We start from the raw sequence: 25005 nt of genomic DNA, 5'->3' as shown, positions 1-25005 counted from the left end.
AGTTTTTTTGTCTTTATCCGGTCCCTTATACCAAACCCTCCGGCACCTTACGTGCGTTTAAAACATGCTCAATAGCATGCGCCACTCCATGTTCATCGTTCGTTAACGTAACAAAGTCACTCTTACTTTTGATTTCATCAACCGCGTTGCCCATCGCAACAGAGAATCCAGCTGCTTCGAACATTGGCAGATCATTGTACTGATCGCCAATCGCAATCGTGTCCTCCAAAGGAATATCCAAGTATTTTGCCATTACCTTCAGGCCATTTCCCTTATTCCCATTGATGTTCATCACTTCAATATTAAAAGAAGAAGACGACGTGACATAGACGCCCTCAATGGATTTCATCACAGTCAACAACCGGTTCTTTTGAACAGGATCCAAGACGAGCATGAAAAATTTCTGGATCGTTACTTCTTCTTCCTTTAGCAGACTCTGAATACGATCAAAAACTTGTGATTCATCCGGAATATTGGTCATCTTGCCGAAGTTCTCATCAACATAATATTCTTCCGGTACAGCCCCTGAAGAAAGAACATTCTTCAAGCGTTCCGGCCATTCCCGGTGAAAATAAATTCCTTTATCGGTATAGATTTTAAAAGGAATTCCTTCTTTCTCCGCTTCTTCTGCAATGACCTGATTCTGCATATCCGTTAACGAGGTAAGCTCTAAAAGCTTTCCATCGGCAAAAACGGCCGTACCGTTGCTTCCGCCAATCGGAAGCTGTAAGTCGTATCGATTTAAAACCTCAAGGATGGACTCCGGCGCCCTGCCGGACAACACCATCACCTTATGCCCGAGGCTCTGGGCTTTCTTAATCGCTTCAATATTTTCCGGACTGATCTCATTCCTGGATGACAACGTCGTTCCATCCATATCAAGTGCAAATAATTTCATCACTGTTTCTCCTTTCAGAGCAAATACATCTACTAAATTATAACTCTTTTGAACGGGTAACAAAATGGAATTGCTTAGCATTATATTTTATTAGAAAAATAAAATTTGGGAAGAGTGAGCTATAGTGATTTCAGGGAACAAGCTTTTTTGCTGTTAGAAACCAAAATAAACACAGCGGCAAAATACCGCTGCATTTTTTATGTACATGAACTTATTGATAATTAATAAATGACGGAGCCGGGTCCAGCGCCAGTACCTCTTTTGGCGTCATGACCGGTTTGTCATTTTTAAAGAACAGCTTGAATCCGCCGTATTGAATGGGCTGGCTTTGCACAAGCAGATGATAGCCTGATGTTTTCAGCGATGGCGCTCCAAATCCGTCACTATTTAACACAACCTCCACATTTTCGGCCGGTTGAATGGCGCTCTTGTTGCTGATGATTTTATCCGCAAATTGATGGACCACGACAACTTTGTCTGGAAGTCCGTTCTCAGCAGCAAGTTTTGATACATATTTGATTGCTTCCTGAACATTTTTCCCATCTACATGACCCAGATTTTCTCCGGGGACCTGCCCTTGTTTCACGTGAAACTCCGTATCGATGGCTAAATGAATGTTTGGTTTCTTTAAATATTTTTCAAGGGCCTTCACCTGATTCATAATAGAATCACGGCCAAGCTGCACATCTAAAAAAAGAAGCGCATTATTTTCTTCTGCGAGCTTCGCATACTTCTCAATATCGGCCTCCGGCGTAGAGTGGACATAAAGCCCCTTATCCCCAGGGGTGCGCTGAGCGATGGTCGTAATCAGTTCAATCGCAGGAATCGCAGGTCGTTCAGGATCCAGCTCTGAATAAGCGCGAGTTTGCTTCATCAGCTTATCCATTAAATCCTCAGGGCTATGTTCTCCCAGTATCCCCATATTAATGGAATTTGGATTTCCATAAAAGGCAACGATCCGCGAGTCCTTAAGCGGTCCCTCTGTCTGATCCGCTACATCCTTATGCAGGGTCTGACCTAAAGGCACGCTTCTCTCCCTGCTGCCTCCATGGGCTTCTGCTACTGTAATCTTAGCCAGCTGTTCCTTGGTATAATTCGTTTCCAGCGGCTTCGCCTTTTTGGAAGGCTCGATCTCCTTATAATTCGCGCTCAAGGCAAACCTCGGAGAACTTGCTATGCTTTCTGTGTCATAGTACGGATCCTTTGAGGTTAATTTCGACTCCTCGTTCATCTCCGGCATCGTTTCTTGTGAAGTAGCTGCCTCAGAACAGCCCGCTACCATTAAAAACGGGATCGCACCTAACCAAAATCCTGCCCTTGTTCTTTTTTTCAAGTTATCCCACCTACTGTTTCATATTTCACCTGATGAAAGCGACTTTTAGACAACATTCTACAAGTCTATGATAACTGAAAATAAGATAAGATTCAGGAGTCCTTCTTCTTACTTGGCAGCTTGATCTCCGAAAACCGGATTTTTCAGTGCTCCATAAACCAGCATCCTTTAAGCACCCTTCAAACGACAAAGGGCATTACTGCAATCAGTAACGCCCCGATGATTAATCTGTTCTATCAATCAAGTATGATTTGGACTTGTTTGTTGGATTGTTCCTCGGAGCTTGAGAATTGCTAAGAGGTGAAAAAATGTCGATAAAGGATATGATCGCGAAAAAGAATCAAAAGAACCCGCCCATTTGAGGAGGGTTCCCATAATACTGTTTACCACAAGGTATTTGGTTCTTTTTAGCCACTTTTATATCAATCGGGTGTAAAAAATATCCGCTGATGATAAAATATGCGCTGTCTCAAACCTGTGCACATTATATAAAAATCCTACCACATTCTAAATGTTGTCGATTTATGACGTTAAAGCTTCTGGGGATTTCAGGCACTATTTTCATTAAAGCTGTGTAAGCGTATTCGTTACAGTCATCACTGTAATAATGAACGCATTGATAAAACCAGCCAGATAAGGATTTCTAGTAACCTTATAAATTTTGCGTGAAACGACGGCTGCCACAATCAGAATAATGATGATCGGGAAAAGCCAGATTCCGATAATATGAGATAGATCATTATAAAACACTTCACCGGTAATCCAGAAGTTCATATATTGAACGACTACTAGAATGAGGATGCCGATGGAATTGGCTAAAGCCATTATTGCAGTGTTGATCCACTCCTTTTTGCCGATCTTCACAAAATTAAAGCAGTTGATGGCAATCGAGTTCGCCACATAGAACAATAAAAAGAACGGCAGATATTTCAGCGCAATCAGCAATTTATCAGGCGTAAAGGCCTTAACAGTCAATACCCAAATACGAAAATCTGCTTTGAAGAAGTAATCGGCTGCAAATACAACGCTATAGGATAGAACAGCTACAGTAAGCGCCAGGCCAATCGTTTTCACCAACGCTCTGAAGCTGATTAGCACTCCAGTTTCCTTAAGGTCCAAGCCATTCTTTTTAGAATAGAAGAAGTGGGAAGCAGCCATTATGATCAAAGTAAATAACCCTGTGACTACACACCAGATTCCGATATAGAAAGGCGGGAACTGTGGAAAGAATGGCGGGATATTTTCAACGGACCAGTTATAAAGAGCCAGATAACTAAAATACGAAACCAGTGCACTTGCCGCAATGCCTCCCCAAAACCATAGCTTCCCGATACCCGCAGGCGCCGCCTGAGGCTTTACTTCCTGATCTGCACGGAGTGAAGCGAATGGAGAAGTGAAAAGAAGCACTTTCGTCACAGCTACGATAAACAGGACAAAACCAATGAGACCAACAAAATTAAAGAACACTTTCCATTGCCAGATTTGATTGGAGCTATTGATTTGGTCAGGAGTTCCTAACGTATAGTCAAAGTATTCAATTGTATTTTCCACTACATCCTTTGAAAAGTGATTCCACGGATGAATCTGTGCAGGATTGTAGATGACACGTGTGGCTTCTTCGCCATCAATCGTCTGTTTATACAATTTGGAGCTCTCCCGCTTTTCTCCCTCTGCAGGATTCGCACCAAAATTCAAAAAGGACTGGGCCGGATCCGTATTAATGTAGTCTCTCGGAACCGTAGGCTTTCCGTCCTTTCCAAACGATCTAAAGAAAAATTCATCATATTGTGCAGCAATCACTCCAACATCCCGCGAACCATACACATTTGTATACTTAGCATCCTTTGGTTTTAAAGCCCAGTATAAAGGCTCGCCAGGATCATCTGTATACATCGCATCATTCGCAATCAGCAGAACGGAAGACACAAGAGGGTTCTCCTGCTTATTGTCTTCATTGATGGACCAGTTAGCAGCCCTTGCCCCATTGGAGTGGCCTGTAATGCCGATTTTTTCTTTATCCACATAAGGAAGGTCAGCGAGCAATTTGACCGCGTCATACATTCCCGTACCATTCACAGGCCATTCCTCAGGTTTCACCGCATCCGAGTTCCCGTGGCCATACATATCTATGGAAATTACTACATAGCCCCGCCGGGACAGCTCCACGTAATTCAAATCCTGCATCTCCCGGGTGTTGTACCAGCCATGACTCGTTACAATGGCCGGAGCAGGTTTATCTTTGGACGCATTCTCAGGCACAAATAATAATCCGCTCATTAAGTGGCCCGAAGAAGTTTCCCACCGCAAATCCTTAATTTTAACCTGACCGCCGGATGTTTGAACCAAAGATGCACCAATCGCACTAATTAAACAAAGAACCAGTGAAATGGCCAGTAACCGAAGTGATTTCTTTTTATTCATAAACTCTCCCCCTTATTTTTATTATAGAAACTTTTACCCCCATCATGTCCCCTTTCCCAAGCCAATAACAGACAAAAAGACCCGCACTTTAACAGACCCTGTAAAAAGGGTCCAAAAAGCATGGGTCTCCAATCTCTCGCCATAGTTAACTTGTTAAATTTAGGATAACCGCACTTGAAAGCGGTGTCAATTATTTTATTTCGTGTTCCGAAATATTTTCTAAGCATTAGTCTCTGCATACATTAGGTACTATTATCACGAAGGTGATGCGGGAGGAGTTAATGAATTTTTTAAAAGCAAAAATCCATTATCGAAGAGCGAGGAAAAGAGGACATGCCTCTAAAGGAATAGTCCTCTTCCATTTCAACTTATCTCTTTACCTTTCAGCCTATTTATAGTTGTTTTTCGGCCCTTCATCCATTACAACCTCTACCATATTCGAAGCCCCCATCCTAAGCTTTGGCCTGAATTCTGAGTTCGGATAACTATACAGCTCCAAAGGACTGATCATCACGCCATCAGGAGTATTATGGAGAATCCCGGGTACACAGGTGTAAATCCGGTCATTGTTATTCGCATTCTTGGCAGATATGGTAACGGACGTACCGTTGTGATTGTCGATGCTCATAGACACCTTGTATCTATAGAATGAGCCTGTCCCATTTGACTGGGCAGAATAAACGACAGGTACAACTGCAAGAATATCGTTATTTAGCCGTAATTTAATCACTTCTGTCTTGGTTGACCGATTATCTCTCCCGACATCACCCATATGCTCTACTGCTCCGCCTGCGAACCTTCTGAGCGGAGGCGTTCCTTCTGCACCAAACATCGCTACATCGGTTTGTCTGCCATCCTTTGTATAAACTAAAGCATAGATATCATAATCCGTTCCAGTCTGCCAGGATACCGTCGCTGTAATCTCTGGTGTTTTTTCAATAATGACCGGCTTTTGACCTTTGTCGAGATTGATTTTACCCTTTACCTTTTCAAGTTGAATTTTGCTTTCAGGAACAGGCGGTTTTTTCACAAGTTCTGGCTGAACCATCGTTTGCTCCTCCGCTTCCACCTCCACCCCGTAATTTCTGCACAGACCGTCAAGACCGGAGTCGAAGCCGCGCCAAATGGATTTAGCCTTTGTCTGGCCGTTTCTTACATACAATTCTGCTGCGACAATCCCATTTTCCTTTGAGAAGCTGGAGGGAGTTAACTCGACCGTGGCATCATCCGTCCGTATCTCAGCCTTTAAATTCTTTACATTAGAAAACCCTGTGTGGTTATCTTCCGTAAGAGTAATCGCTATTTTACTAATGCCTGCTGGGGCTTTACTCAGATCAAAATGAAGGGTATGTACTTTCGTGTGACCTGCATTCTCAGATGGCAGAAGAGTGGCCACGCCAGAAGGACCCTCCGGCTGATTATAAAAGATAATCCCGCTATCCCCTTGTACCTTGTCTGAATCTGTAAGCAGAAAGGCCGTTAAGGAAAGGTCAATCATACTAGACATCTCGTAGCTAACCCTCACATACCCCTTTGGAGAACTTAAAACCGTATTGCCTCCCATTTGCAGCATTGCGTTCATAAAATTCCACTCCCTCTTTTTCTATTCAACTACCTAAACAAATAAGGGCATTACTGCAAGCAGCAACACCCCCGTATTATTAATCTCTTCCTCTAGCAACCTGCGTATCGCGAATGTTTTTCTGAATCGTAATGGCAGCAAACAAGCTAAGAACAAACGCCATCCCATAAAATCCTTTTTCACTCAAAACAATACTGCCGGCATTATAAAGCCCGATTGCCATCAAGGCGATCGCTACAATCACCGCAAACCAGCTAAGCCCATAATAGATCCCTGAAACCGGAATATCCTCGTCCTTATCCCTTACCGCTTTCTGCAGAGACACAGCTGCATACAATCCGAATACCAGCACAGCAAAGTAATACCCCTTCTCATTCAGCTGCATGCCGGCATTAAACAAACCAATAAGATAAGCAGCAACTCCCACAACCAAAGCCGCCCAGCTCGCCCCTTTAAAAGCAGCTGTCGGTTCGCCTTCTTTTCTTTCTACCTTGATCTTTGGACTCTTTTCATCGCCCATCATTAACGGGTTTTCATTCATATCAGCCATTATTTCGCTCCCCTTCACAGTCATTGAGTATGTATATGCCTATAGTGCTATTACAAAAACCATTATAGCAATTTTTTACATATGTTGTTACTATTGGAAGGGTTTATTTTTAAATCGCCGTGCATTGCATGAATGATTGCCCCTATGCCTCAGATACTTGACGCAATTCAATCTGGCCTTCACCAAATCCCTGCGGGTCCGGCATCCGAAGAGCCCACTTAATGGCTTCTTCCCTTGACTTCACATCAATTAGGATGAAACCGGCAATCAAATCTTGCGTTTCCGTAAATGGACCCTCTGTCATCAGAGGTTCTTCCCCTTGTTTAGAAAAAGAAAGGCGGATTCCATTTGAACTTGGATGAAGTCCTTTAGCCATTACCCGCACGCCTGCATTAACTAATTCCTCATTGTATCTCGTCATAGCTTCCATAAGCTCTGAGCTCGGGAGATTTCCGGCTTCCGAGTTCTTCGAGGCTTTGACAATCAGCATAAACAGCATAATCATTCCTCCTTTTCTATTTGAGACAGTTTCTATCATTATTCCATAAGAACAAAGCCCATCCCTGCTGGTGGCTTTAAGCGTAAAGAAATTTCAATAATGACCTGTCTCACTGCAGTATGTCGAGGAGGGACAGGCTCCATTTTTTTGAACTATAAAAACGGTTTATGGTATGATGATTAAATTGTTTATGGAATACGTTTTTATTCATCCAAGAAAAGAGGTACTTATGCACACCGTAGAATTAACCAGGCGGCATTGGCTGCTCATCTTCACGCTCGCTTTGTTAACATTTGTACTCGGCACGAGCGAATTTGTAATCGTCGGGATCCTGACCGATATTTCCTCGAGCCTTCATATAACCAATTCAGCAGCAGGCACACTTGTTTCTGCTTTTGCGATGACATTTGCCATTGCAACACCACTCGTCATGTCCGCAACAAGCCATTTTCCAAAACGCAAATGGATGCTGTTTTTGATCGGAGCGTTCATCATTCTGAATGCCTTGTGCGTTATATCGTCAAGCTATATTCTGCTCCTCGTACTTCGAATGCTGACGGCGATTGTAACAGGCGTTTTGATTTCCCTTGCCATGATGGTGGCCAGTGAAACCATGCCGGCTGCAAAACGCAGCCTGGCTATCTCATTTGTTTTCGGCGGGTTTACGCTCGCAAACGTAGTGGGCGTTCCAATTGGAACGGTCATTGCGGATTGGTATAACTGGAATGCAACCTTCCTGCTAACCACTTTTCTCGGAGGACTTGCCTTTATAGCATCCTTTTTCATCCTGCCCGAGCTGCAAAATCAAGCCCGCAGCTCAATAAGGGATCAATTCTCTTTATTAACACACCCGAGAATCCTAATGGCCTTTTTCATCCCATCTCTTGGATTCGGAGCAACGTATGTTGTATTCACATACCTCGTGCCGCTCCTAAATGAAATGGCAGCACCGAGCAGCTCGATCAGTCTCATCCTGTTCGGCTACGGATTCATCTCAATCTTCAGCAACATCCTAGCCGGCAAAATCGCCAGCAACAACGCGATTGGAAGACTCCGGTTCGTTTTTCTCGTCCAAGCCATTGTCCTCATCGCTCTATACTGGACGACAAACGATCTTATTATCGGATTGATCAACATCGGCCTGATGTCCCTAATGGCCATCCTGTTAACCACATCCACCCAGCTCTATCTAATCGACCTTGCCGGGATCTACCAGCCAAAAGCAACAGGACTCGCCGCCTCATTAATGCCTGTTGCCAGCAATGTCGGGATTGCTTTTGGTTCCGCATTAGGCGGACTCGTTTACCATCAAGGGGACTTAATGAATGTGACCTGGGTTGGGGGACTGGTCGCAATTGCTGCAAGTGTGCTGACTTTTGTGAGTTATCGGTTGGATCAAAAAGAAAAAGACATCAGCAGGAGAGAGAAGCCACGGATGTCTTGAGGAATTTTTAAGGAAGTACCGAGGACCATTGATTGGTTTTTTGTGCTTCTTTTTTAAAATGATTTTTTTCACCTTAATATATTCCTATCTAGAGAAGGCAAAAAAATAAGCCGCATATGCGACTTATTTATGAATGGTTACTTGTTGTAAAGGAGATTTGCAGAAGATACCCTGCTCCTTTTATCAGCGGGACCCTGATGCAAATACTTCCACAATCCTTTCACTATTGTAATCTTCTGTATCAACCGACCACTTGTCATCCTTCTTAATCATTTTAATTTCCAATGGATCTCTTCCTTGCTGGACTTCCAATGAATTCAGCACAGCATCGAACTTCTCCAAGGCATAGCTCTGAGCTTTCTTGGAGTCATAGTCATTGGTTTTTTCCTTATATTCGCTTTGTAAATCAGACATGGTTTCATATGAATCATCTAAAGGCACTGTGGAATATTCAAGCGTAACGACCGCCCTGTCATTGGCATATGCCTTAGGCTCAGCTTTAAGTTTTGCCTTTTCAGCAAGTACGGATTTGTAGCTGGTATAGTGCTTATCCACTTCTTGAGCAGGAATGGAATTATATACGATACTTTTCAGGCCGTCGTTGAAGCTTGATTTTGCTTCTTCCTGAAGTGCCCGCTTATCAGCGGAGACATGCTTTTCAAAATCCGGATTTTCCTTATCCAGATAAATGGTCTCGATATAGGCTGTCAAAGCTTTCGCAGGATCCTCCATCAGATCCAGACTGTCTGCATATTTTTCTGTATCCAGTTTCAGTGTAACTTCCTTTAGCTTATCTTCATAATTCTCGGAACGCGGTTTGATCCCAATTTCATATGTCTCTCCCTTTTCTACTTCAAAAAAAGCAGGGATGGTCTTTTCTTTGTCGGCTCCGATGCTCCCTGGCATATCTGGCTCCAGTCCCAAATCAGAAGAATAGACATCTCTTTTCGGGCTCAGCTCCTTTTCCCCTTGGTATAGCTTGATTCCATCCATTGAAGAAATGGTAAAAGCTGAGTCTGAATTGTTCTTTACCTTTAAGTTGACCATCAGGACACCCGTATCCTTCTCCGATACGCCGTCATCCTCACCTGTCAATATGTATGAAGCATCCGCCACTGAAACATCCAGCTCCTTGCTCTTACCGCTTCCGGCATTTGCCTTTTCCCCAGAGCCGCCGCAGCCTGCTGCCGCTACCATCAGCATACCCGTTAAAACTAGTAAACTCCCTTTTCTAATCATTCAATAATCCTCCCAGTTAGTTCAATTGTATTAGTTCCGTTTCGACATTCAATTTCCCCCTAATATGGAAACATAAACCATAAATGCATGACTATTGAACTTTTTTACAGATACTAGTGCGTCTTTCTAGCCTTTGGAAAGCACCGGGATGCAGCTCGATCCGTGATCAATTCTCTATGGTGACACACCCTAGAAACCTGATGCCCTTCTTCATCCCGTCTCTCGGATTCGGAGCCATATATGTCGTGTTCACACGTACCTTGTTCCCTTCCTGAATGAAATGGCAGCGCCAAGCCATTTCATCAGCCTCATCGTTTTCGGCTACGTATACATCTCAATCTTCAGTAACATCCTCGCTGCTTCCTTGATGCCAGTTGCTAGAAATGTCGGGATTGCTTTTGTTTCTGCATTAGGTGTGGTTGTCTACCATCAAGGAGATTTGATGATTGTGACATGGTCTGGGGGTTTGATGGCAATTGCCGCGAGTTTGTTAACTTTTGTGAGTTACCCGGTTGGAACAAAAGGAAAAAGACATCAGCAGCACAGAGAAGCTGCTGATGTCTTGATAGAATAAAGAAGTATCAAGGAACGTTGAATAATTTTTAGATACTTCTTTTTTATGTATCAACAAGGGGGTTCTCTATTAAAAGTCTGAATGTTACCCCTTTTATTAAAATACGTATTTATAAAATATGAATTAATACTGGGAAAACACCAATTAAGGACTTTATGATAGAATTGCTAGCAGGGATTTTACAAATGAATCAACGGTACAAGGCTTAAAGGCTATAGTTTCAATTAGATATATTCAAGTGCGAAAGTTGAGTCATTTACCCCTTATATCACTCAACAGATACTCTCCATTAACATTTTGGACTGTATATAACCATTGAAATTCTTTAATATCTTCTTTTCCTTGTTTCTCAATACCTATTTCTTCAAAAGTTTCAACTTCAAACATATTTATACCTACTTTACTAATAGATTCAATGTTAAAAGTGTATAAATTCTCAACTATATTCTGGTTATATAAATCCTCTACTAACTTACGCTGTGAAATATATAAATTACTTTCTGGTAGTAAAAATGATTCTACAATTAAGAAATCTCCATTATTAATTGCTTGAATCATTCCATTTCCATAATTTACAACCAAATTGTATACCTCTTGTTCTTCAAGTGGCCCAATCTCAGAATTATTCTGTTGAGACGTTTCGGCTACCTCTGATTCTACCGATTCTTGATAATTTTCTATATTCTTCTCTTGTTCTTGGATATAGTTTTGATAAGCTTCCTCTTCTAATTGATAGTTCCTCTGTATATTCTGCTCTATTTCCTTATTTTCTTTTAATTCATTATCTGACAATTCAGCACGTTCCCAATAGCCTTCTTCACTAAAAGTCATTACAGCTATACCAATTACTAAAAAGAAAAAAGAAATCGTACCTGCTCTTGCATACATTGAGGCACTATTTCGTTTTCTATTAATGAAAGCTAAGAATGCAAAAACAATAACACCTATACCACCTATTATCCAAAGTAAAGCACCTATCAATACAAGTAAAAATGACATCTTGTTCCCCTTAATAATAAGAATTTTTTATTAATTTCTATGTAAAACTTTTATTAACTAGACTGCATTTTTTTCGTTACTAGATACCGATTTAACATTCAATTACATTTAAAGAAAAGTAGCTTATCAGCAACATTTTTCTTGTTTTTCAGTTAAGTAATATATTGAAACAATTTTCTTACTAATTATCCATTTCTTACTAATAATATCGACAATCTTAAAATACATTTAAGCATTTCTGCATAAATAATCTAGCTCAACTTAGCTCAACTTTCGCAGATTGAAACAGGCAGGTAGGCTTTGATATAGTTGGGCAAACCTGCAATCCATTGAGCTAATAGACTGTTAATTATGTTTATGACTTTCTGAACTCAATTTCAGTGCCTCTTCAGTAAGCCCAATCAAATGTTGAAGAGCTTCTGTCCAATCAAAATCTCTGATTAAACAGCAACGGGACGGTTATTGCGCTTCCTTATATGTTAGGAAGCATTAGAATCGTCCCGGTTTTCTCGGGAGCAGGGAGAAGCTGCGGGTGTCTTGATGAATTTATAAAGAAGTACCAGGGACTATTTGTTGGTTCTTCAGTGCTTCTTTTTTCAAATCCAGGGTCACATGGATCCTGGTAATTTCTTTTTGGATACCGTGGCATTTTTCCCGATGAAAACAGATAGAACGACGATCATGGCCGTAACGATTGTTATGAGGCTGACGGATTCCCCTAAAAAAACTGCAGCAAACAAAATCATCAGAAACGGCTGCAGGTATTGCAGCTGGCTTATGCGGGAAATGCCGCCTAATGCCATTCCGCCATACCAGGCGACATACGCTAAAAACTGGCTGACCAACGCTAAATAAAGCAAGCTCGCCCAGGCTTGTATGGGAGCATGTAACATCTCCGCTGAAAGATTCATCGCTACAGGAATTAGAAAGAAGGGAGCCCCTATGACAATCGCCCATGCGATAACCTGCCAGCTGCCCATTTCTTTTGAGAGCTTTCCACCTTCCGCATAACTAAGTCCTAACAAAAGGACGGACGCTAAGAGGCCTGCATCCTCTATTTGAAACGTTCCAAGATTTAAACTTATGGCATAGAAAAGGACCGCTCCTGTTCCCATTAAGCCTGCAATCCAAAACCGTAAAGAAGGCCTTTCTCCTGCTCTTAACGCTGCAATTCCCGCTGTTGCTAAAGGCAATAGTGCTAATTCCACTGCCCCGTGTGAAACCGGCAATGTGTTCATGACCCAAGAGGTCAGGAGTGGAAAGCCCAGGACCGCTCCTGCGGCAACAATACCAAGACTCTTTATTTGGTTCCGGTTGGGTGCTTTTTCCTTCCGGACAATTAATATTCCCGTGACTAATATAGCTGCAATGACGGTTCTGCCCAACCCCGTTACCGTTGTGCCGAAATACTGAACCGCCATACCGGTAGCAGGCAGCGTCAAACTAAAGCAGACCACCCCCAAAAAACCCAACAATAATCCCTTTTTTTCTTTTTCCATATCCATTTCCTCCGCAGCGATATTAAATTTGTCCTAAAAATCAGGGACCCTTTTGATATAATCACATCATATTAGAAACAGATATGGGATACGATGGCTGTTTTCTGCATCTGTCAGGGTACAGTTAAGGAGGCTTGAACAAATTTGAGTCCAAAATACATGATGCTTGCAGAAAAGATTAAGCAGCAGATTATAAACGGGGATGCAGACGCCGGCCAAAAGCTTCCCTCGATCCGGCAGCTGGCTGAAACATTCAGCTGCAGTAAAAATACGGTGATCAAAGCGTACAGTGAATTAGAAAAAGAGCACTTAATTTTCTCCATCCCTCAAAGCGGCTATTATATCGTCCGTGATTTTAAACACCCCCTAAACCCGCCTGGCACAGTAGACTTCTTATCAGCCGGGCCGGATAAGCATCTCTTGCCCTATATCGAATTTCAGCATTGCTTAAATCAGGCCATTGAAGTTTATAAGGAGGAAATTTTTACATACACCGATCAGCAAGGCCTTTATTCCCTGCGTACAGAAATCGTGAAAAACCTTCAACATTCCCAAGTGTTTACCGAAACGGACCGTGTAGTCATCGTTTCGGGCTCTCAGCAAGCGCTTCATTTGCTAACAGCCTTTCCCTTTCCAAACAACAAAAAAAATATTGTGATTGAGCAGCCAACCTATTTTGGGATGATTGAATCCCTTAACATCCATCAAGTTACAGCCTACGGGATTGAGGTTTCAATGAATGGAGTGGATTTGGAACTTCTTGAATGGATGTTCAAAAACAACGATATTAAGTTTTTCTACGTCATTCCGAGATTTCACAATCCTCTTGGACACTCTTATACAAATAGGGAGAAGAAGAAAATTGTGGAATTGGCTAGTAAATATGATGTGTATATCGTGGAAGATGATTTTCTAGGTGAATTAGAGCGCGATAAAAAAGCCGACCCGTTTTTCGCTTTTGATCCGTCCGGAAGAGTCATTTATATTCAAAGCTTTTCAAAAGTATTTCTCCCCGGGCTCCGGATCGCCAGTGCTGTAATGCCAGATCAAATGATGAAAACCTTTTTACGCTATAAATTCAGCTCTGACTTCAACAGCCCAGTCCTTTCTCAAGGTGCGCTGGATATTTATTTAAAAAGCGGAATGTATCACAGCCATCTGAAAAAAATAAAGGACGTATACTTTAATAAAATGAACCTGCTGAAAAGTGCCTGTGAACAATACTTGCCCGAAGGCACATCCTATACGAAGCCAGATTCAGGATTTTACCTTTCTATCTACATGCCCCATCACGTATCAGCCAAAAAACTGGCCCTGCAATTATCCGAACAGCAAATACTAATAGATGATACAAGCAGAATGTTCTTACCCGATTTCAATAAAGACCAACTCCTCCGGTTATGCACCTCTCAAGTGCATGACCATCAGATAACGTACGGGCTAGAAAAGATCGCTGGAGCTATCTCTGTATTGGACAATAAAAGAAGAGGCTAATTTATTTAAAATCTCACTCATTTAAACACAGCTTCACCTAACTAAAAATAGCACCAAGCCTATACAGGACTGGTGCCTTATTATTTTAAGGAGAATTTGCATTTATTTGTGATACGGTTCCCCCCGATTAATCCGAAAAGCCCGATAAACCTGCTCTACTAAAACCAGCCTCATGAGCTGATGCGGAAACGTCATCTTTGAAAAAGACAGCGTATCATTCGCCCGCTTCATCACCGCATCACTCAATCCCAGTGATCCGCCAATTACAAAGGCAACTTTACTTTTCCCATAAGTCGCAAGCCTGTCCAGATCCGCAGCAAGCTGCTCCGATGATTTCATTTTCCCTTGAATCGCCAGGGCAATGACATGGGTATCATCCGAAATTTTCGCTAAAATCCGTTCGCCTTCTTTATCCTTAACAATTCTCATATCCTGCTCACTCAAATTTTCTGGCGCTTTTTCGTCTGCAAGCTCGATGATTTCCATTTTGGCGTACGGGCCGAGCCTCTTCAAATATTCGTCGATTCCTTGCTTTAAGTATTTTTCTTTTAGTTTACCTACGGTTACGATTGTTATATTCACAGGTTATCCCCACTTTAAATTACGATATTCACAATAGTTATCCACAATTGTGTATTTCCCATCCACATCCGGGGGCGAAAGTTTATTCCCCCACTATATATATGGCTGGGTTTTCGCACAATTCACAGGTTGTGGATAACCTGTTGGTTTCTTCAATTTTCATTATTTCCGGAGCCAATTCGTGCTCGTCAACATACATATCTATCGCTGTTTCGACATGATCTGCACATGCTTTCATGCTGTTCCCTCCTTATCCACAGGTGGATTCTCTACTTATTTTACACCAAACACCCGGTTTATCCACACCCTAAATGAAAAAGGCTGTTAACAAAACTCTTGCATCAAAATAAAAAACGAAACACGCTGGACGCTTTATTAGCATTCCATAGGTTTCGTTTTAAAAAAGGTGTTTTGAACAATTATAGGTTAGGCTGATTGGAGCGGAAGGTGCAAGACTCCAGCGGGAGCAGCGGGACAGGTGAGACCCCGCAGGCGCATAGCGCGGAGGAGGCTCACCGCCCGCCCCGCGGAAAGCGAGCAACCTGCAGCGGAAATCAGCCAGCACCAATCTAATTTGAGCTTTTCCTTTAGCTTCCCTGCGCCTGAGATTCCCCTAAACGAACATCCGCCGTCTGTTTCTTCCCTGAACGATAATACGTAATCGAAATCGTATCACCCGGCTTTAGTTCGTAAAGCACCTTGCGCAGTTCAATAATATCCTTAATATCCTTGCCATCCATTTGCGTAATGACATCCATCTGTTTAATGCCAGCTTTTCCTGCAGGTGAGATCGGGTCGGATTCGAACACTACGACGCCTCTTGTCACACTCTTCGGAAGCTTGAGTGTTTCCTGCTGGTGGTAGCTCGACACTTCATCAAGAGAACGCATGCTTAGACCAAGGAACGGTCTTCTGACTTCGCCGTACTTTTCCAGATCCTCGATGACCGGCTTGGCGATATTGACCGGAATGGCGAGGCCGATTCCTTCAACGGACGATTCGGCAATTTTCATGGAGTTGATGCCGATGACTTTTCCGTCGATGTTAATGAGGGCGCCGCCGCTGTTACCCGGATTGATGGCGGCGTCGGTTTGAATGACCTCGGAGTTCCAGTCTGGCTGTCCGTCGCCGTTCTCATCAATCGGAATGGCACGTTCCGTTCCGGAGATGATTCCCTGCGTGACAGACCCGGCAAATTGAAGGCCGAGGGGATTTCCGATCGCGATGGACGGCTCACCTGGTTTGACCTTGTCGGAGTCTCCGAAAGGAGCGACGTTTTTGATTTTGTCACTGCTTACCTGAAGGACGGCAAGATCGGTCAGCTTGTCGCTTCCGAGAATCCTGGCCTTGATTCTTGTGCCGTCGGAGAGACTGATTTCAACCTGGGTGGCGCCTTCAATCACATGGTGATTCGTTACGATGAAGGCATTGCCGCCGTCTTTTTTATAGATAACACCGGAGCCGGTTCCTGCTTCTCCGCTGCCTTCTTCCTCTTCCCAAAATCCGGACTGCTGGATATTGATGACGCCGACAACCGAGCTTGATACCTTGCTTACGATATTGGTAATGTCGGAGCTGACGTTAACCGAAACCTGCTTCTCGGGGCCAGCGGGCTCATTCGTACCGGTATTGTTTTCTTCCTGCTGAAAATTCCCGTTGACGAAATCATTAACGGTCGGGCCGGCAAAGAGGACGATGAGCCCTCCGAGTATGGCTCCTGTAATTCCAGCCAAAAACCAGCCGCCGCGGTTGCCTTTTTGCCTGCGAGGCGGCTCTTGATAATCCTGATCATAATACCCCATGTTTCCAGCTCCTTTTTTTCGCATGCTGCTATTGTTTATTATACTCAAGCTTGTGCAAAAAAATAATGATTAAACGGCTGTTAACGGAGTTGGCTTTATCGGATCGGTATCATAAAGGCCGATTCCGTCGCCTAAAACGAAGCCTTTGCTTTCCAATGTCTGCTGAACCGACATTCTCGCGAGATCCTTCATGTTGTTATCCTTGCTGAGATGGGCAAGATAGATTCGGGAAGTATGATCGCCAATGACGTCCGACATTGCTAGGGCGGCATCCTCGTTTGAGACGTGGCCGACGTCTGAGAGAATGCGGCGCTTAATGCTCCATGGGTAATGCCCCATCCGGAGCATGCTGACGTCATGGTTGCTTTCAAACACAAAGGAGTTGGCGTCCTTGATCATGCCTTTCATCCGGTCGCTGACGTAGCCTGTGTCCGTAATGAGGGCAAGCTTGCGCCCATTATGATGAAAGACGTAAAACATCGGTTCGGCCGCGTCATGCGAGACGCCGAAGGACTGGATATCCAAGCCTCCGAATGTTTTGACTGTATCGGTTTCAAAATGGAATTTTTGCTCAGACGGAACTTCTCCAATCAGCTTTTCCATCGCATTCCACGTTTTGCCGTTCGCATAGACCGGCACCTTGTGCTTTCTTGCAGCAACCCCAAGGCCTTTAATGTGGTCGCTGTGTTCATGGGTAATAAAAATTCCGCTCAAATCGTCCATGCTTTTGCCAATCTGGCTCATGAGCAGGCCAAGCTGTTTATTGCTTAAGCCGGCATCCACCAAAAAAGATTGTCCGTCCGCTTCTACGTAAATGGCGTTCCCCGTACTCCCGCTCGCAAGTACGCTAAATTGCAAGCTCATGTCTGTCACTCCAATTTTTATCTATTTAGTCGCTTTCTCAGGTCTGACTATCTGCCCTTCAAACGCGCTCACAAAATAATGTTCTTTGCCGTTCACCTCTACATACCAGTATGGCTGCAGGGTTTGTTTATTTGATTCCGCCTGCTCCGTATAGTAGCCCAGCTCCATTTTGGTAATCTCGCTTTTATACTTCAGGTCGTTTTCATTATACATCTGTTCAATGGCTTCAATGGCTGTAATGGTATCTTCCTGCTGTTCCTGGACTTGGTCGGATTCCATTACGTACGTTTGTTCATAGCTGATAATTTCCCTTTTGTCATTCAAATGAAGGGTGACGGCCCCAATCGGCTGATCAGATCCTTGATAAATCGTCATCCCATTGATTCGCTGGAAATAGGTAATGGCCGCTTTTTCCTGATTGTAGGACCAGAACACATACTCACTCCCGAATTTTAATGAGGAGGAAACAAAGCTATCCGCTTTGGACAAATCATCTTTTTCAATCTTGATCGGTTTTTTCAGCTTCATTTGCAGCAAGACCGATTCGGTTTCGCCAATCTGATCCTGGATATCGATCGCCGGCTCCTGATCCTTAAGAGCGGAGAGCTCTTCCTCCGTAAACTCATGCCGTTTAACGGCCAATAGCTTCAGCTCAGCGTTGTCCGGGGAAAGAGGCGGATATTTAATTTCTTCCGCCGCCAGCTGGTCTTGAATCGTCTCCTTCTGAATCGGATCATATTTGCTCGTCGTGAGCTTTTGAGAGTATTGCCAGGCAAGGAACAGGTCGAGAATAAGAAAAGCGAAAATAAAGATGGTTTTCGTTTTACTCCAATCCATCCTGTCTGCCTCCTCCCAGTGTTTTTGGATCTTCAATCACACGGTAATTCCCTGATTTCGTCTCTGCATACCAAACGGGATTCACAATCACGTTCAGATCTTCAGAGGATTGAAGCTCATAAGCAGGGAAGACCCTGACTACATTGTTGATGTTCATTTCTCCTTTGCTTTCAGTCAGCATCGCAAGGATTTCTTTGCCGTCCGGAAGCAAAATAGGCTCCTGACTGGAGTGCCTTTTCGTGCGGTATCCGGGACGCTCATAGCGGATGATTTCGGTACTGCCCCATTCCTGAAAAATATCCGTCCTGATGGATGGGGTTTCTTTACTGGGAAACACAGGCAGATTATTGATCAGCATCCTTAGAGTAATTTCCAAGTCCGGTGAATGTCCGAAAAATACATAATCATCGGTCCAGCCGCCATGAGAGTTCAAATAATCCAGGCTTTGTTCCATGACCTTTGATAAAGCCGGTTCAATGGTTTTATCCTTTTTTCCGCCAGCTGTGTAGGTGATTTGAGAGAAGCCGCTGTCCTTTTCAATGACCATCCTTCTCGAACCATCGGTATAGACACTGTCCGATTTATTGTAGCCGCGTGAAACGTAGGAAGGGTTATTATACAGGGCCTGTTTAAAGTCTTCATCATCAATATTGCTGAAGGTATAGGAGAACCGGTTAAACACGCGTTTTTTTTCAGGGAGCATTAACACGGCGTCCTTGTTGAATGAATTTGCGAAATAACGCGGATATCCTTCTTCTTCAGCATTGCTGAAATATTGCCCCTGAAGCTGGGTTACCACGTCATGCTTCATTTTCACTTCATAAACGAGCTTGCCTTGAGTGGAGACAAAATAAACCGTTGGCGTTTTCACTCCGTCAAAAGGAATGATGATCCGGTCAAAGGCTTTGTTCACCGCTTCTTTTGTTTCCCAGTCTAAAATGCTTTGAAAGGTTTTAGAAGGGATTGTCTGGCTGAAAACCAGCTCGAGTTTTTTGCGGCCGTCCAGGCCATGGATAAACTGCAGAAACTCGGCTTCGCTGTAGCGGCTGGAAAGATCGTTTGCTTCCTCTAGCTTCCAGTCCGCCATGGCTCTCCAGATTTTATCAAGCTGCTTATCCGCCCCGTAATGGGTCGTTTTATTCTCATGGTAAAAGACTTGCTGCGGCTTCACCACTTCGCTGAATTCGCGTTTGTCATCCGATAATTTTAGCGTTTCAAGATAGGTCATGCTTTCAAGCGGGTCATAGGTCGGCTGGAACGTCCATATGCTCCATGTAAAAAACAGACTGACGATAATTAAAAAGCTTAAGACCAGGGTTTTCACTGTTTCCCGTTTCATTCCCAATCATCCTCTTGATTCGGATCGTACGGGAGTGTAAAAAACACAGTTGTCCCCCGTCCTTCCTTACTTTCTGCCCAAATTTCACCAGAGTGCGCCTGGACCATTTCTTTTGCAATCGCAAGGCCAAGCCCCGTTCCGCCAAGTTTCCGGGTCCTCGCTTTATCCACGCGGTAAAAACGCTCGAAAATCTTTTTCACACTGTCTTTCGGAATTCCTACACCCTCATCCTTTACGCTGATGAGAAGCTCTTCCTCTAGGACCTTGATTCTAAAGGTGATTTTTCCGCCCTCGGGAGAATATTTCATCGCATTGGAGATGATGTTATCAAGGACTTGGGTAATCTTATCTGTATCAATGTCCACATAAAGCTCTTCATTCGGTATATCGCGTTTAAATGTCACTTTTTGCGATTTCGTCATTTCAAACCGGTCTATGATTTTATTAAAAAACACCGTAAAGTTGATCCAGTCCGGTTTAATCCGGTAATCGCGGCTGTCCATCTTCGACAAATTCAGCAGATCATTGACTAGCCGGATCATCCGCTCTGTTTCCGTCTGGGTCACATTCAGAAACTGGGGAGCAATCTCTTTATCCTCCCAGGCTCCTTCTGCCAAAGCATCCAGATAGCTGCGCATGGTCGTAAGCGGCGTGCGGAGTTCGTGTGAGACATTGGCTACAAATTCTCTCCGCTCCTCATCGATTTTCTCCTGCTCGGTTACATCGTAAATAATCGCAATCAAGCCTTCAATAAATCCGCCATGCTCTTTTACAATGACAGAAAAATTGACTCGGAGAATAAGAGGTTTATCGTCAGAGCTAAAGTCAAGAAGGAGTGGCTCCTGCGATTCAATCAGCTGATCGAACTGGACTTCTTCCTCGATTTCCAGCAGCGAAGTGATTTTCATCGAAAGGGCCGTTTCATGTGAAACATTCAGCAGCTGTGCAGCCGGTTCATTGACTAGAATGACTTCGCCTTTGCGGTTGGTGGCAACGACGCCGTCCGTCATATTGGCGATGACTGATGCAAGCTTTTTCCGTTCCCCTTCTGTCTGGGAATGAGCTTCTTCAAGCTCCTCCGTCAGATGGTTAAAGCTTAAGGCAAGCTGGCCGATCTCATCATTTCCATAAATCCGCACCTTGCGGCCAAAGTTTCCTTTTGCAAGCTCGAGTGCCTGTTTTCTCATATCAGAAAGAGGTCTTGTAATCGTCCTTGCGAGAAAAATCCCTACAAGAGCTGTAATAAGGAGAGAAAGTAAAGTACCAACAGCCAAAATGCTGTTAATATTCCTCATTTGCGTGAAAATCTCTTCCATAGAGGCTTCTATGTAAACAACCCCGATGATTTCTCCATCACTCTTCTTTATGGGCGTAGCATAGATTCGGATTCGTTTCTGGGTTTTAGGGTCAAATACATCTTTAGAAGTTTGCAGCTCAGTTGAAAGGGCTCGGCTAATCATGATGTCGGTAATTTTCTTCCCGACCATATCAGTGTCGGAGGTAGAGGTGGCTAGAACTCTTAAGTTGCGGTCAATGACGCGGACCTCTTCAATATCACCCGTCGTATAATCGCTTAATACATCTGCTAAGTCGTCCTCGAGTGAATCGGTCTCTTCTTTTGTACGGTCTTTATCGAATTCAACTCCAAGACTGTAGTTAAGCAAGTTGATTTGTTTATTAATGGAAATATTGAAGTTGGACTTCAGTGATTCTTCCATTTGCTTAACAAAGTACACCCCGATAATTTGCATCGCCAAAATAATCAGCAGTACAAATATCAGGGCAAATTTAAAATGGATGGAGCGAAAAAAGCCTATTTTATTCATTCAGACTACTCCTGTTCAGGATTTCGCAAATAATACCCCACGCCTCTTCTGGTCACAATCCAGTTCGGGTGGCTTGGGTTGTCTTCAATCTTTTCGCGCAAACGGCGAACGGTCACATCCACGGTACGGACATCTCCAAAATAATCATAGCCCCATACGGTTTGAAGCAAATGCTCACGCGTCATAACCTGTCCAATGTGCTTAGCCAGATAATGCAGCAGCTCAAATTCACGATGGGTCAATTCAATCGTTTCGCCGCGCTTCGTTACCACATACGCATCGGGATGAATAACGAGCGAACCGACGCCGATTTCATTCGTTTCACCCGCCGTGTCTTCTGCTGTTCCGACGGTTTGCTGTCTGCGAAGATTGGCTTTTACCCTTGCCAAAAGCTCACGCGTGCTGAAAGGCTTCGTAACATAGTCATCTGCGCCTAATTCAAGGCCGAGGACCTTATCAATCTCCGAATCCTTCGCTGTCAGCATAATAATCGGCATATCGTATTTCTTCCGCACTTCACGGCACACTTCCATTCCGTCCCTGCTCGGAAGCATGATATCGAGAAGAATGAGATCCGGCTGGAATTCCTCAACCTGCTGCAGAGCATCGTTTCCATCATAGGAGCAATGGACATCGTATCCTTCTTTTTTCAAGTTAAATTCAAGTATATCTGCAATCGGCTTTTCATCGTCCACGACTAATATTCTTCGGTTATCCATAATTGATCGCCCCTTTTGGCCAAGGTTTCGCATTTTATATAAAGTCACTTTTTTATAGTTCTAAACAGACTAATTATACCGATAGTATGTCCTTATTTCCACCTTCTGCATGAATTCTGTCAGAAAACAAAAGAAGCTGACCTTATTGATGCATCTTAAGGTCAGCTTTCCTCTTATTGCTTTACATAATCAAGCGGATTTTCTAAATTTCCGTTTTTATACACTTCAAAATGAAGATGCATGCCAGTGGAGCGTCCTGTTGAACCCATTACCCCGATTTGCGATCCCTTTTGGACCGTATCGCCTTCAGAAACTGTAATGGAGTTTAGGTGGGCATAGACCGTCTTCATGCCGTTCTGATGATCAATTTCAATTTTGTTGCCGTATGCCCCGCTGTTCCCTGCAAAAACAACCTTTCCATTATCGGCGGCTTTAATCGTCTTATCCTGCACGCCGGAAATGTCGATCCCTTTATGGGCACGGCCCCAGCGCTGCCCCTGCTTGCTCGTAATCTGGCCGCCGACAGCAGGCCAGCTCAGCGAACCGTCGCCTTTCGACGTTTCCTTCGTCCCTACTTGAACAACCTGCTTAACCGGGTCTTTACGCTTTTCCTCTTTAGCAGTCGTTCTTGTTACCGTATCACCATTTACCTTCGTATAGATGTACTCACGAAGGGCCTGTCCCGTTTCCCCTTTTTGAGAAATGCTCTCTTCACCCTTTGGAAGATCGCCGTTTTCCTGTTTCTCCTCTTCAAAAGGAATGTCCTCCACCTTTGAAGATTCCTCTGTCACTTTTACTTCCATAAAAGGCTTAGGAACGACAACCATCAATGTATCTTCTGGCTTGATTGAAGTCCGGGGATCCATATTCCCGTTCAGCCTCAGCAGTTCGTCAACAGAAAGACTGAAATCCTGTGCAATCGTCTCCAGGGTATCGCCATTTTTCACGCTGTACAGGGACTCTCCCTTTGTTCCTTTTTGCAAAGCTTCAAGCCCTTGTCCGGTGTTGCGGATATCTTCAGGCTTGACCTTTTGCTCCTTAATTTCCGGGGCAGCCGAATACGTAATATCCGTAATTCGCGATTCTCCCTCTTTTATCGGCTCAAAAGGCTTGCCGCTTCTTTTATGCTCCTCAAACGCAGCAAGCTGGTCTGCCGGCATAAACTGATGAAGATAATCTCTCAGCGTTTTTTCCGCCTCTTCTTTAGAATTAAAGGAAACCGCCGTTTTACCGCCAATTACAATAGAATAGGCCTTAGCAGCTACGTCAAGCTCATTCAAGAGGTTCTGCTTAGCGCCTTCATTATCCGCTAATGGCTGAAACATCTGCTCAGGGACAATTTCCATATCCTCCACCGTCAGATTCAGACCCTTCTGATCATATTGACCGCCGGCACGCTTCACAATCTCCGCTTCCGCATCCTTCAATACTTCCTGATTATCGATGGTGCCAAGCTTCTTCCCATCTATGTATATATGATAAACCGTTGCTACCTGATCCTCCGCAGACGCCGTTTGGCTTCCGAGCATGACTGACGAAGTAATAATACCGCATGCAAGCGCATACTTAAATTTCGATTTATGTGGCTGGTTCATAGTCGTTGTCCCCCTGAAAACAATTCATTGCTGCTCAATAGGTTATGATTTACACCCCATCAAGCAGGGAAAAAAACGCGCCTCAAAAAGGCACCCGTTTAAGATAGCACAAACTTCCTAAAACTCGCCCAATTTGCTTCCAATTGTTAAGGGATTGTGGTCAATTTGTTATAAATGGGTGGGTTTTTGTAATAATCAGGGTATTATTTAACAGGTTTACCAGTGGGTCAAATAGCATTTGGGGGGAAGGGAGGGAGGAGTATTGAAAACAGGGTCAACTATTTGGATAGGATTGCTTTTAAGTTTATTATTTTTCTTTCTCATGCCTCTTGAACAGGCGATTATTTTTGAACTGATTTTCATTCCTTTTTTCTTAATGGCAGTTCTCCTATCATGGATCATAAAGAATGACTGGATCTCCATTCCTTTAAACATGGGATTAGGATTTCTGATTATTTTTTGCGCAGATCTAACCGGAGTGTTTTCATACGGACTGGTTCCTTACGTACAAATATTTGTAACCAGTCTGATTATCCTTGTAAGGAGAATTACAACGGAAAAACCTAAGAAAGGCGATTAGATTGCCAGCCATTCTTCCGAAACAATAAAAAAGACACATTCCACCGGGAACATGTCTTTGGATGGCTTGGGACGGAATCGAACCGCCGACACATGGATTTTCAGTCCATTGCTCTACCGACTGAGCTACCAAGCCACATAGTTTCGGCTTCCACTAAGCTTCGAATCTCTTCGTCAGCTCCCTCGACCTTCTCGCTTATTGAAACCCTCTTACTTTTAATTAAGTTATCATATGTATCATGAAAAAATAAATGGCGGTCCGGACGGGACTCGAACCCGCGACCTCCTGCGTGACAGGCAGGCATTCTAACCAACTGAACTACCGGACCA

Annotated in this window: 21 protein-coding genes, 2 tRNA genes and 1 pseudogene; 3 read left to right on the top strand and 21 right to left on the bottom strand. The window is 43.7% G+C overall.

Annotation, left to right across the window (positions count from 1 at the left end; translation table 11 throughout):
- Positions 1-25: 25 nt before the first annotated feature.
- The 6 genes from AS29_RS05990 to AS29_RS05960 all read right to left on the bottom strand — a co-directional run bounded on the left by AS29_RS05990 (position 26) and on the right by AS29_RS05960 (position 7283).
- Positions 26-898: a Cof-type HAD-IIB family hydrolase gene (locus tag AS29_RS05990; RefSeq protein ID WP_035410521.1), complete on the bottom strand. Its 873-nt coding sequence runs from the start codon at positions 896-898 to the stop codon at positions 26-28.
- A 211-nt stretch (positions 899-1109) separates the two neighbouring features.
- The gene (locus tag AS29_RS05985; protein ID WP_035410525.1) at positions 1110-2231 is read right to left on the bottom strand and encodes a hypothetical protein; all 1122 of its coding nucleotides are present in this window, start codon (positions 2229-2231) and stop codon (positions 1110-1112) included.
- A gap of 564 nt (positions 2232-2795) precedes the next feature.
- Positions 2796-4652 (bottom strand): alpha/beta hydrolase family protein, encoded by a 1857-nt coding sequence (locus AS29_RS05980; protein ID WP_051860786.1) that lies wholly within the window; start codon positions 4650-4652, stop codon positions 2796-2798.
- A 388-nt stretch (positions 4653-5040) separates the two neighbouring features.
- Positions 5041-6234, bottom strand: a complete 1194-nt coding sequence (locus AS29_RS05970) for a TerD family protein (protein ID WP_035410531.1) — start codon at positions 6232-6234, stop codon at positions 5041-5043.
- Positions 6235-6313: 79 nt separating this feature from the next.
- The gene (gene yiaA, locus AS29_RS05965) at positions 6314-6784 is read right to left on the bottom strand and encodes an inner membrane protein YiaA (RefSeq protein WP_035410533.1); all 471 of its coding nucleotides are present in this window, start codon (positions 6782-6784) and stop codon (positions 6314-6316) included.
- Positions 6785-6926: 142 nt separating this feature from the next.
- Complete coding sequence (locus AS29_RS05960) at positions 6927-7283, bottom strand: YciI family protein (RefSeq protein WP_035410536.1); 357 nt, start codon at positions 7281-7283, stop codon at positions 6927-6929.
- Between the two features lie 229 nt (positions 7284-7512).
- Between AS29_RS05960 and AS29_RS05955 the strand changes: the two genes are divergently transcribed.
- Positions 7513-8727, top strand: a complete 1215-nt coding sequence (locus tag AS29_RS05955; protein WP_035410539.1) for an MFS transporter — start codon at positions 7513-7515, stop codon at positions 8725-8727.
- A gap of 183 nt (positions 8728-8910) precedes the next feature.
- Here the strand turns inward: AS29_RS05955 and AS29_RS05950 are convergent, their stop codons facing one another.
- The 4 genes and pseudogenes from AS29_RS05950 to AS29_RS05935 form a co-directional block, all read right to left on the bottom strand.
- Positions 8911-9966, bottom strand: coding sequence for a DUF5105 domain-containing protein (locus AS29_RS05950; protein ID WP_051860787.1), 1056 nt, complete (start codon positions 9964-9966; stop codon positions 8911-8913).
- 826 nt (positions 9967-10792) lie between these two features.
- The gene (locus AS29_RS05940) at positions 10793-11539 is read right to left on the bottom strand and encodes a TcaA NTF2-like domain-containing protein (RefSeq protein WP_035410541.1); all 747 of its coding nucleotides are present in this window, start codon (positions 11537-11539) and stop codon (positions 10793-10795) included.
- Positions 11540-11805: 266 nt separating this feature from the next.
- Positions 11806-11989, bottom strand: a pseudogene (locus tag AS29_RS22020) (IS4 family transposase); the annotation flags it as partial.
- A 158-nt stretch (positions 11990-12147) separates the two neighbouring features.
- Complete coding sequence (locus AS29_RS05935; protein ID WP_035410545.1) at positions 12148-13038, bottom strand: DMT family transporter; 891 nt, start codon at positions 13036-13038, stop codon at positions 12148-12150.
- A 144-nt stretch (positions 13039-13182) separates the two neighbouring features.
- Here AS29_RS05935 and AS29_RS05930 point away from each other — a divergent pair, with 144 nt between their 5' ends.
- Positions 13183-14532 (top strand): aminotransferase-like domain-containing protein, encoded by a 1350-nt coding sequence (locus AS29_RS05930; protein WP_035410548.1) that lies wholly within the window; start codon positions 13183-13185, stop codon positions 14530-14532.
- Positions 14533-14634: 102 nt separating this feature from the next.
- Here the strand turns inward: AS29_RS05930 and rlmH are convergent, their stop codons facing one another.
- From rlmH to AS29_RS05885, 9 genes are all read right to left on the bottom strand, one after another.
- Positions 14635-15114 (bottom strand): 23S rRNA (pseudouridine(1915)-N(3))-methyltransferase RlmH, encoded by a 480-nt coding sequence (gene rlmH, locus AS29_RS05925; protein WP_035410552.1) that lies wholly within the window; start codon positions 15112-15114, stop codon positions 14635-14637.
- An 82-nt stretch (positions 15115-15196) separates the two neighbouring features.
- Positions 15197-15352: a CxxH/CxxC protein gene (locus AS29_RS05920; RefSeq protein WP_066098973.1), complete on the bottom strand. Its 156-nt coding sequence runs from the start codon at positions 15350-15352 to the stop codon at positions 15197-15199.
- A gap of 349 nt (positions 15353-15701) precedes the next feature.
- Entirely contained in the window at positions 15702-16916 is a 1215-nt protein-coding gene (locus tag AS29_RS05915) for a S1C family serine protease (RefSeq protein ID WP_035410554.1), read from the bottom strand.
- Positions 16917-16985: 69 nt separating this feature from the next.
- Positions 16986-17780, bottom strand: coding sequence for an MBL fold metallo-hydrolase (locus AS29_RS05910; protein ID WP_035410557.1), 795 nt, complete (start codon positions 17778-17780; stop codon positions 16986-16988).
- Positions 17781-17801: 21 nt separating this feature from the next.
- Entirely contained in the window at positions 17802-18617 is an 816-nt protein-coding gene (locus tag AS29_RS05905) for a two-component system regulatory protein YycI (protein ID WP_035410560.1), read from the bottom strand.
- A complete protein-coding gene (locus AS29_RS05900; RefSeq protein ID WP_035410563.1) occupies positions 18604-19956 on the bottom strand; it encodes a YycH family regulatory protein in 1353 nt (450 codons plus the stop codon). Before AS29_RS05900 ends, AS29_RS05905 begins: the two co-directional genes overlap by 14 nt.
- Positions 19953-21782, bottom strand: coding sequence for a cell wall metabolism sensor histidine kinase WalK (gene walK / locus AS29_RS05895; protein WP_035410565.1), 1830 nt, complete (start codon positions 21780-21782; stop codon positions 19953-19955). The genes AS29_RS05900 and walK overlap by 4 nt, the downstream gene beginning before the upstream one ends.
- Positions 21783-21787: 5 nt before the next feature.
- Positions 21788-22501 (bottom strand): response regulator YycF, encoded by a 714-nt coding sequence (yycF, locus tag AS29_RS05890; protein WP_035410568.1) that lies wholly within the window; start codon positions 22499-22501, stop codon positions 21788-21790.
- 173 nt (positions 22502-22674) lie between these two features.
- Positions 22675-24096, bottom strand: a complete 1422-nt coding sequence (locus tag AS29_RS05885) for a M23 family metallopeptidase (protein ID WP_035410571.1) — start codon at positions 24094-24096, stop codon at positions 22675-22677.
- A 262-nt stretch (positions 24097-24358) separates the two neighbouring features.
- Here AS29_RS05885 and AS29_RS05880 point away from each other — a divergent pair, with 262 nt between their 5' ends.
- Positions 24359-24676, top strand: a complete 318-nt coding sequence (locus AS29_RS05880; protein ID WP_035410574.1) for a hypothetical protein — start codon at positions 24359-24361, stop codon at positions 24674-24676.
- A gap of 62 nt (positions 24677-24738) precedes the next feature.
- Here the strand turns inward: AS29_RS05880 and AS29_RS05875 are convergent.
- Together AS29_RS05875 and AS29_RS05870 are read right to left on the bottom strand one after the other, a co-directional pair.
- Positions 24739-24811: transfer RNA gene (locus tag AS29_RS05875), tRNA-Phe, on the bottom strand.
- 116 nt (positions 24812-24927) lie between these two features.
- A tRNA-Asp gene (locus AS29_RS05870) sits at positions 24928-25004 on the bottom strand.
- Between the last annotated feature and the right edge of the window lies 1 nt (position 25005).

The organism is Bacillus sp. SJS, from assembly GCF_000732485.2.
GTDB lineage: Bacteria > Bacillota > Bacilli > Bacillales > Bacillaceae > Metabacillus_B > Metabacillus_B sediminis.
The sequence above is the reverse complement of the archived record's forward strand: the minus strand, read 5'-3'. Positions and strand labels throughout refer to the sequence as shown.